Genomic DNA, 13,790 nt, shown 5'->3' on the forward strand with positions numbered 1-13,790 from the left:
GGATCACCAGCCGGCCGGGGTGGCGGCCGGGACGAGCACGCGGGCGACCAGGTCGACGCCCTCGGTGCCGACGACCTCGGCCTCGACGAGCTGCCCGGCGAGGGCGCCGTCCGGGACGCCGGTGACCGTGGTGGTCCCGTCGGCGTCGGGGTCCTGGTGGGCGGCGTGGCCGGACCAGGTGCCGGGGCCGTCGGTGGCCGAGAGGTCCTCGGTGAGCAGCACCTCGACCCGCTCGCCGATCCGGTCCTCGGCCCGCTGGGCGGTGAGCTCCTCGACGAGGTCGGTGATCCGCCGGACGCGGGCGTCGATCTCGGGCTGGTCGAGCTTGCCGGGCAGCCGCATGGCCTCGGTGCCCTCCTCGTCGGAGTAGCCGAAGACACCGACCGCGTCCAGGCGGCCCTCGGTGAGGAATCGCTCGAGCTCGGCGACGTCCTCCTCGGTCTCCCCGGGGAAACCGAGGATGACGTTGGTGCGGAAGCCCGCGCCCGGCGCCAGGCTACGGGCCCGCTCGATCGTGCGCAGGAAGTCCTCGGTCCCACCGAAGCGGCGCATCCGGCGCAGCAGCGTCGGCGAGGAGTGCTGGAAGGACAGGTCGAAGTACGGAGCCACGCCAGGCGTGCCGGCGATGAGGTCGAGCAACCCCGGGCGCAGCTCGGCCGGCTGCAGGTAGGCCACCCGCACCCGGACGATCCCCTCGACCGCGGCCAGCTGCGGCAGCAGCTTCTCCAGCGAGCGCAGGTCGCCGAGGTCCTTGCCGTAGGAGGTGGAGTTCTCGCTGACCAGCACGAGCTCGGTGACGCCCTGGGAGGCCAGCCACTGCGCCTCGCCGAGCACCTCGGCCGGCGGCCGGGAGACGAAGGCGCCGCGGAAGGTGGGGATCGCGCAGAAGGCGCACCGGCGGTCGCAGCCCGACGCCAGCTTCAGTGCCGCCGAGGGGCCCGACGCCAGGCGCTTGCGGCGCAGCCAGTCGTGGCCGGGGATGGCCGGCGCGTCCGCCGCGGCGGTCGCAGCCGTCCGCTGGACGGGGCTGATGGGCAGGAGGGTGCGCCGGTCACGCGGGGTGTGCGGCACGAGGGGCCGGCCGCTCAGGACGTCGTCCAGCCGCCCGCCGATCTCGGCGTAGTCGTCGAAACCGAGGACTGTGGCCTCCGGCAGCGCACCGGCGAGCTCCGAGCCGTAGCGCTCGGCCATGCAGCCGACCGCGACGACGGAGGCCCCGGAGTCGGTGGCGGCCAGGATCGCGTCGACCGAGTCCTTCTTGGCCGACTCGATGAAGCCGCAGGTGTTGACCAGGACGGCGTCGGCGCCGTCGGCGTCCTCGACGAGCTCGTACCCCTCGGCGGCCAGCCGGCCGGCCAGCTCCTCGGAGTCGACCTCGTTGCGGGCGCATCCGAGCGTCACCAGCGCCACGGTCCGGGCAGGGTGGGGCGCGGCTGTCACCGGGCCATCCTAGATGAAGGACCCTCGTGCGCCCCGTCACTCGAACGCTCGCGACGGGTCCCTGCGCGGGGGCCGTTCAGGCGGCTCCGCCGCGCAGGGTGAACAGGGTCGCCTCCAGCTCGTCCGGCTTGATCAGCACGTCGCGGGCCTTGGACCCCTCGGACGGGCCGACGATGCCGCGGCTCTCCATGAGGTCCATGAGCCGGCCGGCCTTGGCGAAGCCGACGCGGAGCTTGCGCTGCAGCATCGACGTCGAGCCGAACTGGCTGGTGACGATGAGCTCCACCGCCTGCAGCAGCAGGTCGAGGTCGCCGCCGATGTCCTCGTCGATCTCCTTCTGCTCGCCGGCCGCGGAGCCGGCGGAGAAGACCTCCTCGCGGTACTCCGGCTCGGCCTGGCGCTTGGTGAACTCGACGACCGCCTCGATCTCGGCGTCGGTGACGAAGGCGCCCTGCACGCGCATCGGCTTGCCGGCACCGATGGGCATGAACAGCGCGTCACCCATGCCGATGAGCTTCTCCGCGCCCGGCTGGTCGAGGATGACCCGGCTGTCGGTGAGGCTGGAGGTCGAGAACGCCAGCCGCGAGGGCACGTTGGCCTTGATCAGACCGGTGACGACGTCGACCGACGGGCGCTGGGTCGCCAGGATCAGGTGGATGCCCGCGGCACGGGCCTTCTGGGTGATCCGGACGATGTGCTCCTCGACGTCGCGCGGGGCGACCATCATCAGGTCGGCGAGCTCGTCGACGATGGCGAGGATGTAGGGGTAGGGCCGGTAGACCCGCTCGCTGCCGGGGGGCGCGGTGATCTCGCCCTTCTCGACCTTGCGGTTGAAGTCGTCGATGTGCCGCACCCCGGTGGACTTCATGTCCTGGTAGCGCTGCTCCATCTCCTCGACCAGCCAGGCCAGCGCGGTGGCGGCCTTCTTCGGGTCGGTGATGATCGGCGTGATCAGGTGCGGGATGCCGTCGTAGGGCGTCAGCTCGACCATCTTCGGGTCGACCAGGATCATCCGCAGCTGGTCCGGGGTGGCCCGCAGCAGCAGCGAGGTCAGGATCGAGTTGACGCAGCTGGACTTACCGGCACCGGTGGCACCGGCGACCAGGAGGTGCGGCATCTTCGCGAGGTTGGCGCAGACGAAGCCGCCCTCGATGTCCTTGCCCAGGCCGACCAGCATCGGGTGCGGGTCCTGCTTGGCCGCCTGCGAGCGCAGGACGTCGCCGAGGCTGACCTTCTCGCGGTCGGTGTTGGGCACCTCGATGCCGACGGCGGACTTGCCCGGGATCGGCGCCAGGATGCGGATGTTGTCGTTGGCCACCGCGTAGGCCATGTTCTTGGTCAGCTGGGTGATCTTCTCGACCTTGACGCCCTGGCCGAGCTCCACCTCGTAGCGGGTGACCGTCGGGCCACGGGTGAACCCGGTGACGGCGGCGTCGATGTTGAACTGCTCGAGCACGCCGCTGATCGCCTCGATGGCGACGTCGTTGGCCTTGGAGCGGGCGCGCGGCGGGTCGCCGGGGCGCAGCGTCGAGAGCGCGGGCAGGACGTAGTCACCCTCGACCGGCTGGATGGACAGCTGCTCCGGCTCGGTGATCGGCGGCAGGTCCTCCTCTGGACGGGTCCGGTCGACGACGGCCGGGCGTGCGGCGGGCACGGGCGGCGGGGACGCCAGCTCGACGTGCTCGGGGTCGGTGGTGCGGGTGGCCTCGGGCGCCTCCGCGTAGGCGGCGTGGTCGATCGGGCCGGTGGTGAGCAGGTCCTCCGACAGCGAGCGACGGCGACGGCCCCTGGGTGCGGGCTCCTCGTCCTCCTCGTCGTCGTGGTCGAGCTCGTCGTAGTCCTCGTCGTAGTCGTCGCGGCCGAGGAGCCGGTCGGTGAACTCGCGCAGCCGCTCCGGGATCTGGTGCACCGGCGTCGCGGTGATGACCAGCAGCCCGAAGAAGGCGAGCAGGAACAGCAGGACGACGGCGACGATCGCGCCCAGCCCGGCGACCAGCGGCGTCCCGACGGCCCAGCCGACCAGCCCACCGGAGCCCGGGCGGCCCGCCTGCGGGTCGGCCGACGTCCCGAGCACCTGGGCGATGCCGAGGATCGAGGCGATCATGCACAGCCAGCCGATGACCAGCCGGCCCCGGGCCTCGGGACGCGGCCCGCGGCGCAGCAGCCGCAGGGCGGCGAAGAAGAGGACGACGGGCAGCACCATCACCAGCGAGCCGATGATCCAGCGCACGCCGTCGGTGAGGCCGGCCCCGACCGGCCCGATGCCGTTGCTCCAGGCGGCGGCGCCGAGCACGATGGCCAGGCCCAGGACCGCGAGGCCGACGCCGTCCCTGCGGTGCTCGGGCGCGAGCGGCTCGGCCTCCTCCGGCCGCGCCACCGAACGGGCGAGCCCGCCGGCGCCGCGGGCGAGCAGGTTCCAGCCCCCGCTGGCGATCCGCCAGAAGCCAGGACCCTGCGGCTTCTTCTTGGCGGCGGGACGGCGGTTGGGCGAGCGCTTGGCCGGCGGCCGCTTCTTGCTCGCCGCCGTCGATCCGGACCGGCTGCGAGTGGCGGCCGGCCGACGCGTCGACGTGGTGCGGGCAGGCATGCGTCAGACGGTAAGCCCGCCGGGGGCCCGGACCGGGCAGGCCGGGGCTCGTGTCCTCCCTGTCCCATAACGTCACATCCATGAGCACCCACGGCACCTGGCCGACGCCGATCACCTCCGCGCTGGTCGTCCGCACCGCGGCCCGGCTCGAGGAGGTCGTCGTGGACGGTGAGGACGTCTGGTGGTCGGAGTCGCGCCCGGACGAGGACGGCCGCTCGGTGCTGGTCCGCCGATCGGGCGAGGGCACGGTCACCGACGTGCTGCCGGCGCCGTGGAACGCCCGCACCCGCGTGCACGAGTACGGCGGTGCGGCGTGGACGGTCGCCGAGGGCGTCGTGTGGTTCACGAACTGGTCGGACCAGCGGCTGTACCGACTGGACCCCGGCGCCTCCTCCCCCGTCGCGGTCACCTCGGAGCCGGCCCTCCCCTCGGGCGTGCGGCGAGCCGACCTTCGGGTCACCCCCGAAGCCGTGCTCGCCGTCCGCGAGACGCACGCGGCCTCCGGCGCCGCGGCCGACGTCGTGAACGAGATCGTCCGCGTGCGGCCCGACGGCGGGGAGGAGGTGCTGGTCACCGGCCCCGACTTCGTCTCCGACCCGTCCCTGGCGCCGGACGGCGCGACGCTGGCCTGGCTGCAGTGGGACCACCCGCACATGCCGTGGGACGCAGCACAGCTCGTCGTCCGGACCCCTGACGGCATGGAGACCGTGGTGGCCGGCGGCCCGGGCGAGTCCGTCGTCCAGCCGATCTGGTCCTCCGATGGCACGCTGTGGTTCCTCTGCGACCGCACCGACGTCTGGTCGCTGTACCGGTGGGCACCCGGCGGCGCGGCCGAGCTGGTGCTCGACGTGGGCAGCGACATCGGCGGCCCGCAATGGCGGTTCGGCTCCAGCCGGTTCGCCCTGCTCGACGACGGCCGCGTGGCGCTGGCCTACGGCCGCGACGGGGCCGACCGGCTCGCCGTCCTCTCCCCCGGCGGGGACCTGCGCGAGCTCGAGCTCCCCCACGCGTCGTTCTCCTACCTCCGCGCGCCGGGCACGCGCGTCGTGTGCGCCGCGGGCGGCCCGGCCGCCGAGCGGGTCGTCCTCTCCGTCGACGTCGACAGCGGCGTGGCGGACGTGCTGCGACCGGCCCGCGAACTGGGCCTGGACCCGGCCTGGTTCTCGACGCCGGAGTTCGTCACCTTCCCGACGCCCGACGACGGCACCGGCATCGACGCCGCGCACGCCGTCGTCTACCCGCCGACCAACCCGGAGGCCACCGGCCCGAACGGCGGCCTGCCGCCCCTGGTCGTGATGGTGCACGGGGGCCCGACGTCGAGCCACGACCGCGTGCTGAACCTGGAGATCCAGTACTTCACCTCGCGCGGGTTCTGCGTCGCGCACGTCGACTACCGCGGGTCCACCGGCTACGGCCGCCGCTACCGCGACGCCCTGCAGGGCCGCTGGGGCGTCGTCGACCTCGACGACGTCGTCGCGTGCGCGCGCCACCTGGCCGACGCGGGTCGGGTCGACCCCGCCCGCATGGCGATCCGGGGCGGGTCGGCCGGCGGGTACACCGTGCTGGCCGCGCTGAGCATGCGGCCCGGCGTGTTCACCGCCGGCGCCAGCCACTTCGGGGTGGCCGACCTCGGTGCGCTCGCCACCGAGACGCACAAGTTCGAGTCCCGCTACCTCGACGGGCTGGTCGCGCCCTGGCCGGAAGGCGCCGACGTGTACGCCGAGCGGTCACCGATCACCCACGTCGACACGCTGGACACCCCGCTCGCGGTCTTCCAGGGCGAGGAGGACGCCGTCGTGCCGCCGTCGCAGGCCGAGGCGATCGTCGCCGCGCTGCGGGACAGGGGCGTGCCGCACGCCTACCTGCTCTTCCCCGGGGAGCAGCACGGCTTCCGCAAGGCGGAGAACATCCGTGCCGCCCTGGACGGCGAGCTCTCGTTCTACGCCCAGGTGTGGGGCTTCGACCTCCCGGCGGACGAGGGCATTCCGCCGATCGAGGTCGTCACCAGCTGAGATGTGCGCTGAGGGCGCGTTCCGAGCGACGGAATGCGCCCTCGGCGCACAGTGCCACCGTGCGCCGCCAGGTCGGCTAGACCTCGAGGACGGTCGGGATGATCATCGGGCGGCGGCGGTGCTTGTCCGACACCCACTTGCTGACGGTGCGGCGGATGATCTGCGAGAGCCGGTGGGCGTCCGCGTCGTCGTCGGTGAGCGCGCGCTTGAGGTTGTCCTCGACCAGCGCGAGCACCTCGTCGAACGCCGACGGGTCGTCGGAGAAGCCGCGGGTGGACAGGTGCACCGGGCGCACGATCGTCCTGGTCGAGGGCTCGATCACCACGGTCAGCGCCACGAAGCCCTCGTCACCGAGGATCCGGCGGGCCTGCAGCGACTCCTCGCCGACGTCGCCGACGTTGAGCCCGTCGACGTAGACGTCGCCCACCGGGACCGAACCGACGATCTTCGCCTTGCCGTCGACCAGGTCCACGACCACGCCGTCCTCGGCGAGCAGGATCCGGTCGCTGGTCATGCCGGTCTCCTCGGCGAGCTTGGCGTGCGCCCGCAGGTGCCGCCACTCCCCGTGCACGGGCATGAGGTACTTCGGCTTGGCCACGTTGAGCAGCGTCCGCAGCTCGCCGGCCGGGGCGTGCCCCGAGACGTGCACGCGCGCGGTCTCCTTGTGCACCACGGTCGCGCCGCGGCGGGCCAGCCCGTTGATCACCTTGTAGACGGCGGTCTCGTTGCCCGGCACCAACGACGACGCCAGCACGACGGTGTCGCCGGCCTCGATGGTGACCTGGTGGTGGTCGCCGCGCGCCATGCGCCCCAGCGCCGACAGCGGCTCGCCCTGCGACCCGGTGCTCACCAGGACGACCTGCTCGGCCGGCATCTTCGCCGCGTCGTCGAGGGAGACCATCAGCCCGGGCGCGACCTTCAGCAGCCCGAGGTCGCGGGCGACGCCCATGTTGCGCACCATCGAGCGGCCGACGAAGGCGACCTTGCGGCCGTGCTTGTCGGCGGCGTCGAGCACCTGCTGGATGCGGTGCACGTGGCTGGCGAAGCTGGAGACGATCAGCCGCTGGGTGGCCCGGGCGAAGACGTCCTCGAGCACCGGCCCGATCGACCGCTCCGGGGTCACGAAGCCGGGCACCTCGGCGTTGGTGGAGTCGGCCAGCAGCAGGTCGATGCCCTCGACGCCGAGCCGCGCGAAGGCGCCCAGGTCGGTGAGCACGCCGTCGAGCGGCAGCTGGTCCATCTTGAAGTCGCCGGTGTGCACCAGGACGCCGGCGGGCGTCTGCACCGCGACCGCGAGCGCGTCGGGGATCGAGTGGTTCACCGCGATGAACTCGCAGTGGAACGGCCCGGCCAGGTGGTCGTCACCGGCGGCGACCTCGACCAGCTCCGGCACCAGCCGGTGCTCGCGCAGCTTCGCCGCGACCAGCGCCAGGGTGAACCGCGAGCCGACCAGCGGGATGTCGCCGCGCAGCCGCAGCAGGTAGGGCAGCGCGCCGATGTGATCCTCGTGCCCGTGGGTGAGGACGACGGCGACGACGTCGTCGAGGCGGTGCTCGATGACCCCGAAGTCCGGGAGGATCAGGTCGACGCCGGGCTGCTCGGCCTCCGGGAAGAGGACGCCGCAGTCGATGATCAGCAGCTTGCCGTCGAACTCGAGGACGGCCATGTTGCGGCCGATCTCGCCGAGACCGCCGAGGGCCATCACCCGCAGCCCGCCCTCGGGCAGCGGCGGGGGCGCCTTCAGATCGAGGTGCGGTTGGGTGACCTGACCACTCACAGGGTGACGCCTCCAGCGGCGAGGTCGTCGCGCAGCTGCGCGAACTGTTCGGGGGTGGCGTCGACCAGCGGGGGCCGGACCGGACCGGCGGGCTGACCGAGCGCGTTGAGCGCGGCCTTGACCGTGATGACGCCCTGGGTGCGGAACACGCCGGTGTAGACCGGCAGCAGGCTCTCGTTGACCGCGCGGGCGGTGGCGAGGTCGCCGGCCTCCACGGCAGCGACGAGCTCCGCGATGCGCGGGCCCACGAGGTGGCTCACGACGCTGACCACGCCGACGCCGCCGAGCGCCAGGATCGGCAGGTTCAGCATGTCCTCGCCGCTGTAGTAGGCGAGGTCGGTGCGCGCGAGGGTCCAGGCGATGGCGCCCAGGTCGCCCTTGGCGTCCTTGACCGCGACGATCCGCGGGTGCTCCGCGGCCCGCACGAGGGTCTCCACCTCGATCGGCATCCCGGTGCGGATCGGGATGTCGTAGAGCATCACCGGCAGGTCGGTGCTGTCGGCGATCGAGGTGAAGTGGCGGAGCAGGCCGGCCTGCGGCGGCCTGTTGTAGTACGGGGTGACGACGAGCAGGCCGTGCACCCCGAGCCGCTCGGCCGACCGCGCCAGGTCCATCGAGTGCGCGGTGTCGTTGGTGCCCACGCCCGCCACGACCGTGGCCCGGTCGCCGACGGCGTCGAGCACGGCCTCGAGGACGGCGTGCTGCTCGGCGTCGCTGACGGTCGGCGACTCCCCCGTCGTCCCGAAGACGACCAGGCCGTCGTTGGCGCACCGGTCGACCAGGTGGGCGGCGAGCTGCTGGGCCCCGGCGAGGTCGATCGAGCCGTCCTCGGCGAACGGGGTGACCATCGCCGTCAGGACGCGCCCGAACGGACGGGCGGGGTCGGTGGTCATGGGGAGAATCTACCCAGCAGCGGGGACGGGGCCCCGCGCGTACTCCGACACGGCGAACCGCAGCCCCTCCGACGTCGACACCGACCAGTCCTCCGCGGGGGTCCGGGAGGTGCGCGCCCAGCCGTCGTCCAGCGCCGGCGCCCAGGTGTCCCCCTCCACCTCGACGTCGACCTCGGTGACCACCAGCCGGTCGGCGTGCGGCAGGAACGCCGTGTAGACCGCGCCGCCGCCGATGACCCAGAACGAGCCGTGCTCGGCCAGCACCTGCTGCACCGAGCCGGCGCGCACCGCGCCCTCGGCCGACCAGGCGGGATCGGAGGTGAGGACGACGTTGACCCGGCCGGGCAGCGGGCGGAACCGCTCGGGCAGCGACTCCCAGGTGCGCCGGCCCATGACGACGGTGGAGCCGGTCGTCGCCGACCGGAAGAGCTTCAGGTCCTCGGGCAGGTGCCACGGCAGACCGCCGCCGGCCCCGATCACCCCGCCCCGGGCCTGCGCCCAGATCATCGCGATGCCTCCTCGCCCGGCTCGCGAGCTCACCGGGGCCGTCACACCGCCACGGCTGCCCGGATCGCCGGGTGGGGGTCGTAGCCGCGCACGGTGAAGTGCTCGAAGGTGTAGTCGAACAGCGACGGCGCGGGCGCGAGCTCCAGCGTCGGGAAGGGCCGGGCGTCACGGGAGAGCTGCTCGGTCACCTGGTCCACGTGGTTGCTGTAGATGTGGCAGTCGCCGCCGACCCAGACGAGGTCGCCGGGCTCGAGGCCGACCTGCGCGGCGATCATCCTGGTCAGCAGCGCGTAGCTGGCGATGTTGAACGGGACGCCGAGGAACATGTCGGCGCTGCGCTGGTAGAGCTGGCAGGAGAGCTTGCCGTCGGCGACGTAGAACTGGAAGAACGCGTGGCACGGCGCCAGGGCCATGTCGGGCAGCGCGGCGACGTTCCAGGCCGAGACGATCATCCGGCGCGAGTTCGGGTCCGAGCGCAGCGTGTCCAGCAGCTGGGTGATCTGGTCGATCTGCTGCCCGTCCGGCGTGGGCCAGGACCGCCACTGCACGCCGTAGACCGGTCCCAGCTCGCCCTCGGGCGAGGCCCACTCGTCCCAGATCGTGACGCCGTTGTCCCGCAGCCAGCCGACGTTGCTGTCACCGCGCAGGAACCACAGCAGCTCGACGGCGATCGACCGGAAGTGCACCTTCTTCGTGGTCACCAGCGGGAAGGTCTCGGACAGGTCGTACCGGAGGCGCTCGCCGAAGAGGCTGACGGTGCCCGTGCCGGTCCGGTCCCCCTTGGGCGTGCCCTGCTCCAGGATGCGCCGCAGGAGGTCCTCGTACTGGGTGTCGATCGGTGCTGCCACGGGCCCGAGCCTACGACCGGCCGCCGACACCGGGGAGCGCACCGGAACACCCGCCCCAGGGGTCACCCCTCGGTGACGAACGGGCTGGCGGCGACCTGCGTGCCGTCGGCCAGCGTGCTGATGCGGAAGTCGCCGAACACGTTGCCGGCCACCCGCTGCAGCTCGCGCAGGCACGCGATGGCCAGCTCCCGGATCTCGACGTCGGCGTGCTCGCTGGCGCGCATGGCGACGAAGTGCCGCCAGGCCCGGTAGTTGCCGGTGACGACGACGCGGGTCTCGGTGGCGTTGGGCAGCACCGCCCGCGCGGCCTGCCGGGCCTGCTTGCGGCGCAGCGTGGCGTTCGGGACGTCGGCGAACCGCTGCTCCAGCCCGTCGAGCAGCTCTGCGTAGGCCGCCGTCGCCGCGTCGGTGGCGGCCACGAACAGCGCGTGCAGCTCCGGGTCCTCGGCGATGACCGCCGGTTCGACGACGGCGGCGTCCCGCTCGGGCACGTAGCGCTGCGACAGCTGGCTGTAGGAGAAGTGCCGGTGCCGCACCAGCTCGTGGCTGAGCGACCGGGAGATGCCGGTCAGGTACATGCTCACCGAGCCGTGCTCCAGCACCGCCAGGTGCCCCACCTCGAGGATGTGCCGCAGGTAGCCGGCGTTGGTCGCCGTCGCCGGTACCGGCTTGTCCCACGACTGGTAGCAGGCGCGACCGGCGAACTCGGCGAGCGCCTGGCCGCCCTCGGCGTCGGTCTCCCACGGCACGTCCGCCGGCGGGGTGAACTGCGTCTGCGCGACCACCTGGACCCGGAGCGGAGCGATCTCTGGCACGACCGCGAGCCTACGGCCGCCGGACCGGCAGACCGGGCACGTGGAGTGGTGGCAGCCGGTGGTCGCGGCGGCCGGCGGCCTCGTCGTGCTGTGGCTCGTCCTGCTGCCCGACGTCGTGCCGGTGCTCGGCCACGCCGACGACGTGGTCGTCGGCGCCTGGACGCTGCGGTCCGTGGTGCGCGCGGCGGGCGACGACGCCCTGGTGCGGCACTGGCCGGGCGAGGCGGGCGGTCTGGACGTCGTCCGCCGGCTCGCCGGGCTCACCCCTGGCCCTGGATCGCCCGGCTGAGGTGGGGCCACAGGTCTCCGCGCTCGGCGACCGCGACGTCGGGGAGCTCCATCCAGCCGGCCATCAGCCGCAGCTCGTCGGCGAGGGCGGCGGCGACCACCGGTCGGTCCACCCCCTCCTCGGCGTGCGCCGCCTGCACCCGCAGCACCCCGGCCTGGCGGTCGGCCTTGAGGTCCACCCGGGCCACCAGCCGGTCGTCGAGCAGGAAGGGCAGCACGTAGTAGCCGTGCACCCGCTTCGCGGCGGGGGTGTAGATCTCCAGCCGGTACCGGAAGCCGAAGATCCGCTCGACCCGCGGCCGCTCCCACACCAGCGAGTCGAACGGGCTCAGCAGCGCCTGGGCCCGGATCCACCGCGGACGGCGCGCCGCGGGGTCCAGCCACGCGGGACGCCCCCAGCCGGCCACCTCCACCGGCAGCAGCTCGCCGGCGTCGGCCAGCTCGGCGATCGCGGTCCTGGCGTCGGACGGGCTGAGGCGGAAGTAGTCGCGGAGGTCGGTCTCGGTGGCCACGCCGAGCGCCCGCGCCGCGGTCCGCACCAGCTCGCGCACCGCGTGGGACCGGTCCGGGGTCGGCGCCTCGAGGACGGCGACGGGGAGCACCCGCTCGGGCAGGTCGTACACCCGCTCGAAGCTCGCGGTCCGGCGCGAGGCGGTGAGCGCCCCGGCGAAGAAGAGGTACTCCAGCGCCGCCTTGCCGGCGTGCCAGTTCCACATGCTGCCCGGCCGGTTGGGCCGTTCCTCCTGCAGCTGGCTCGCCCGGAGCGGACCGTCCACCCGCACCCGCTCCAGCAGGGAGGCCACGTACTCGGGCCGTTCCCGCTGGACGCGGGTCATGTTGCCCCAGGCCTCCTGCTCGACCCGGGCCATCCGCCAGCGCAGGTGCGGGTGCAGCCGCACGGGCAGGAGGGACGCCTCGTGCGCCCAGTACTCGAACAGCGCGTGCCGCCGGTTCGACAGCGCGTCCAGCGCCGCGCGCGGGTAGGGCCCGAGCCGGCTGAACGCGGGCAGGTAGTGCGACCGCGACAGCACGTTGACCGAGTCGATCTGCACGACCGAGAGCCGGTCGGTGAGCCGGTTCAGCTGCCGGGTGCCGACGGGACCGGAAGGTCGCGGCTCGGCGAAACCCTGCGCCGCGAGCGCGATGCGCCGGGCCAGCGCGGCGGGCAGCCGTTCGACAGCGGTCACGCCGTCAGATCCTGCCTGCCGGGTACGACGTCGGCGTCCGGGACCGGCGCACTTACGCTGCCGGGGTGAACCCGACGCCGCCCTTCCCCCGCCTGACGGGGACGGCGGACGTCTCCGTCCGCCCGGCCCGCCCCGGTGACGCCCCCGCCATCGCGCGGGTCCAGGCGGTGACCTGGCGGACGGCGTACCGCACCGTGCTGCCGTTGGACGTCCTCGACGGGTGGGACGACGACGCCGTCACCGCCTCCTGGGCCGCCGCGGTGGCCACTCCCCCGACCCCGGCCCACCGCGTGCTCGTGGCCGTGGAACGGGAGGACGTGGTCGGCTTCGCGGCGAGCGCGCCGGTGGACGACGCCGCGGACGTCGTGGAGCTCGGTCCGCTGCTGGTCGAACCGCGCTGGGGACGGCGTGGGCACGGCAGCCGGCTGCTGGCGGCGGCGATCGACCTCGCCCGTGCCGACGGCGCCGCACGCGCCCGGATCTGGCTGCCGGAACCCGACCGGGTCTCCGCGGGCTTCTTCGAGTCGGCCGGCTGGGCGGCGGACGGGTGGGCGCGCACTCTCGAGACCGGCGGCGACCCGCTGCGCGAGCTGCGCTGGCACGCCGAGCTGGACGGGGAGGACACGCCCTGATGAGCTTCGACGGGTTCCCCGACCAGGGCCTGGTCTTCTACGAGGGCCTCGAGGCCGACAACAGCAAGACCTACTGGGCGGCGAACCGGGCCGGCTACGAGGCGAACGTCCGCGCCCCCATGACGGCGCTGGTCGAGGCGCTGACGCCGGAGTTCGGTCCGGCCAAGGTGTTCCGGCCCTACCGGGACGTGCGCTTCAGCCACGACAAGACGCCGTACAAGACCCACCAGGGTGCTGTCGTCGTCCAGGAGGGGCGAGGCGCCGGCTCCTGGTACGTGCAGATCTCCGCGGACGGGCTGACCGTGTCGGGCGGGTGCTGGCGGCTGGAGTCCGACCAGGTCGCCCGGTACCGCCGCGCGGTGGCCGACGACGTCCAGGGACCGCGGTTGGAGGCGGAGGTGGCCCGCCTGCGGGCTGCCGGCTGGGAGATCGAGGGCGATCGCCTCGTGCGCGTCCCCGCCGGCTTCTCGGCGGACGACGACCGGATCGAGCTGCTCAAGCACCGCTCGCTGTACGCCACCCGGCACTGGACGCCGGAGGACTGGCTGCACACGCCTGCAACCCTGGACCGCGTGCGGGCCGGCTGGCACGACCTGGCGGCGCTGAACACCTGGTTCGCCGACAACGTCGGTGCGACGACGAAGGAGCCCCGCCGCCGCTGACGGCCTGCGGGGCTTTCATGGCCATCGTGGCCCTGGTGCGGGAACGACGAAAGGCCCCCAGCCTGGTGGCTGGGGGCCTTTCGCGAATGGTTGTCCGGCGGCGTCCTACTCTCCCACCCCGTCTCCAGGGCAGTACCATCGG

Annotated in this window: 12 protein-coding genes; 4 read left to right on the forward strand and 8 right to left on the reverse strand. The window is 73.5% G+C overall.

Annotated features, from left to right (window positions below; translation table 11 throughout):
* Positions 1 to 3: 3 nt before the first annotated feature.
* Entirely contained in the window at positions 4 to 1,401 is a 1,398-nt protein-coding gene (gene rimO / locus DQ244_RS16895) for a 30S ribosomal protein S12 methylthiotransferase RimO (RefSeq protein WP_233491681.1), read from the reverse strand.
* A 115-nt stretch (positions 1,402 to 1,516) separates the two neighbouring features.
* A complete protein-coding gene (locus DQ244_RS16900) occupies positions 1,517 to 4,027 on the reverse strand; it encodes a DNA translocase FtsK (RefSeq protein ID WP_113812653.1) in 2,511 nt (836 codons plus the stop codon).
* 80 nt (positions 4,028 to 4,107) lie between these two features.
* Here DQ244_RS16900 and DQ244_RS16905 point away from each other — a divergent pair, with 80 nt between their 5' ends.
* Positions 4,108 to 6,039 (forward strand): S9 family peptidase, encoded by a 1,932-nt coding sequence (locus DQ244_RS16905; protein WP_113812654.1) that lies wholly within the window; start codon positions 4,108 to 4,110, stop codon positions 6,037 to 6,039.
* Positions 6,040 to 6,115: 76 nt separating this feature from the next.
* Here DQ244_RS16905 and DQ244_RS16910 read toward each other — a convergent pair whose 3' ends face one another.
* The 5 genes from DQ244_RS16910 to thyX form a co-directional block, all read right to left on the reverse strand.
* Positions 6,116 to 7,816, reverse strand: a complete 1,701-nt coding sequence (locus DQ244_RS16910; protein ID WP_113812655.1) for a ribonuclease J — start codon at positions 7,814 to 7,816, stop codon at positions 6,116 to 6,118.
* On the reverse strand, positions 7,813 to 8,709 hold the full coding sequence (gene dapA / locus DQ244_RS16915) for a 4-hydroxy-tetrahydrodipicolinate synthase (protein ID WP_113812656.1): 897 nt from the start codon (positions 8,707 to 8,709) through the stop codon (positions 7,813 to 7,815). The genes DQ244_RS16910 and dapA overlap by 4 nt, the downstream gene beginning before the upstream one ends.
* Before the next feature lie 9 nt (positions 8,710 to 8,718).
* Complete coding sequence (locus tag DQ244_RS16920; protein ID WP_113812657.1) at positions 8,719 to 9,216, reverse strand: dihydrofolate reductase; 498 nt, start codon at positions 9,214 to 9,216, stop codon at positions 8,719 to 8,721.
* 41 nt (positions 9,217 to 9,257) lie between these two features.
* Entirely contained in the window at positions 9,258 to 10,064 is an 807-nt protein-coding gene (locus DQ244_RS16925) for a thymidylate synthase (protein ID WP_199580447.1), read from the reverse strand.
* A 62-nt stretch (positions 10,065 to 10,126) separates the two neighbouring features.
* Positions 10,127 to 10,879: an FAD-dependent thymidylate synthase gene (gene thyX / locus DQ244_RS16930; protein WP_113812658.1), complete on the reverse strand. Its 753-nt coding sequence runs from the start codon at positions 10,877 to 10,879 to the stop codon at positions 10,127 to 10,129.
* 40 nt (positions 10,880 to 10,919) lie between these two features.
* Between thyX and DQ244_RS16935 the strand changes: the two genes are divergently transcribed.
* Positions 10,920 to 11,168 carry a hypothetical protein gene (locus tag DQ244_RS16935; protein WP_113812659.1) on the forward strand — a complete coding sequence of 83 codons (249 nt, stop codon included), beginning with the start codon at positions 10,920 to 10,922 and terminating at the stop codon, positions 11,166 to 11,168.
* Here the strand turns inward: DQ244_RS16935 and DQ244_RS16940 are convergent.
* Entirely contained in the window at positions 11,140 to 12,354 is a 1,215-nt protein-coding gene (locus DQ244_RS16940) for a winged helix-turn-helix domain-containing protein (protein WP_113812660.1), read from the reverse strand. The two genes, DQ244_RS16935 and DQ244_RS16940, sit on opposite strands and share 29 nt — an antisense overlap.
* A gap of 65 nt (positions 12,355 to 12,419) precedes the next feature.
* On the opposite strand from DQ244_RS16940, the gene DQ244_RS16945 reads away from it, so the two are divergent.
* Both DQ244_RS16945 and DQ244_RS16950 read left to right on the forward strand, forming a co-directional pair.
* Positions 12,420 to 12,986: a GNAT family N-acetyltransferase gene (locus DQ244_RS16945; RefSeq protein WP_113812661.1), complete on the forward strand. Its 567-nt coding sequence runs from the start codon at positions 12,420 to 12,422 to the stop codon at positions 12,984 to 12,986.
* Positions 12,986 to 13,648, forward strand: coding sequence for a DUF2461 domain-containing protein (locus DQ244_RS16950; protein WP_113812662.1), 663 nt, complete (start codon positions 12,986 to 12,988; stop codon positions 13,646 to 13,648). Before DQ244_RS16945 ends, DQ244_RS16950 begins: the two co-directional genes overlap by 1 nt.
* Positions 13,649 to 13,790: the final 142 nt, after the last annotated feature.

It is taken from the genome of Blastococcus sp. TBT05-19, assembly GCF_003319095.1.
In the GTDB taxonomy this organism is placed as follows: Bacteria; Actinomycetota; Actinomycetes; order Mycobacteriales; family Geodermatophilaceae; genus Blastococcus.

What these genes read in the sequence shown, in the direction of transcription:
- DQ244_RS16900 (WP_113812653.1), bottom strand. Translation starts at nt 4,027, where the DNA reads ATGCCTGCCCGCACCACGTCGACGCGTCGGCCGGCCGCCACTCGCAGC.
- DQ244_RS16905 (WP_113812654.1), top strand. Translation starts at nt 4,108, where the DNA reads ATGAGCACCCACGGCACCTGGCCGACGCCGATCACCTCCGCGCTGGTC.
- dapA (WP_113812656.1), bottom strand. Translation starts at nt 8,709, where the DNA reads ATGACCACCGACCCCGCCCGTCCGTTCGGGCGCGTCCTGACGGCGATG.
- DQ244_RS16920 (WP_113812657.1), bottom strand. Translation starts at nt 9,216, where the DNA reads ATGATCTGGGCGCAGGCCCGGGGCGGGGTGATCGGGGCCGGCGGCGGT.
- DQ244_RS16950 (WP_113812662.1), top strand. Translation starts at nt 12,986, where the DNA reads ATGAGCTTCGACGGGTTCCCCGACCAGGGCCTGGTCTTCTACGAGGGC.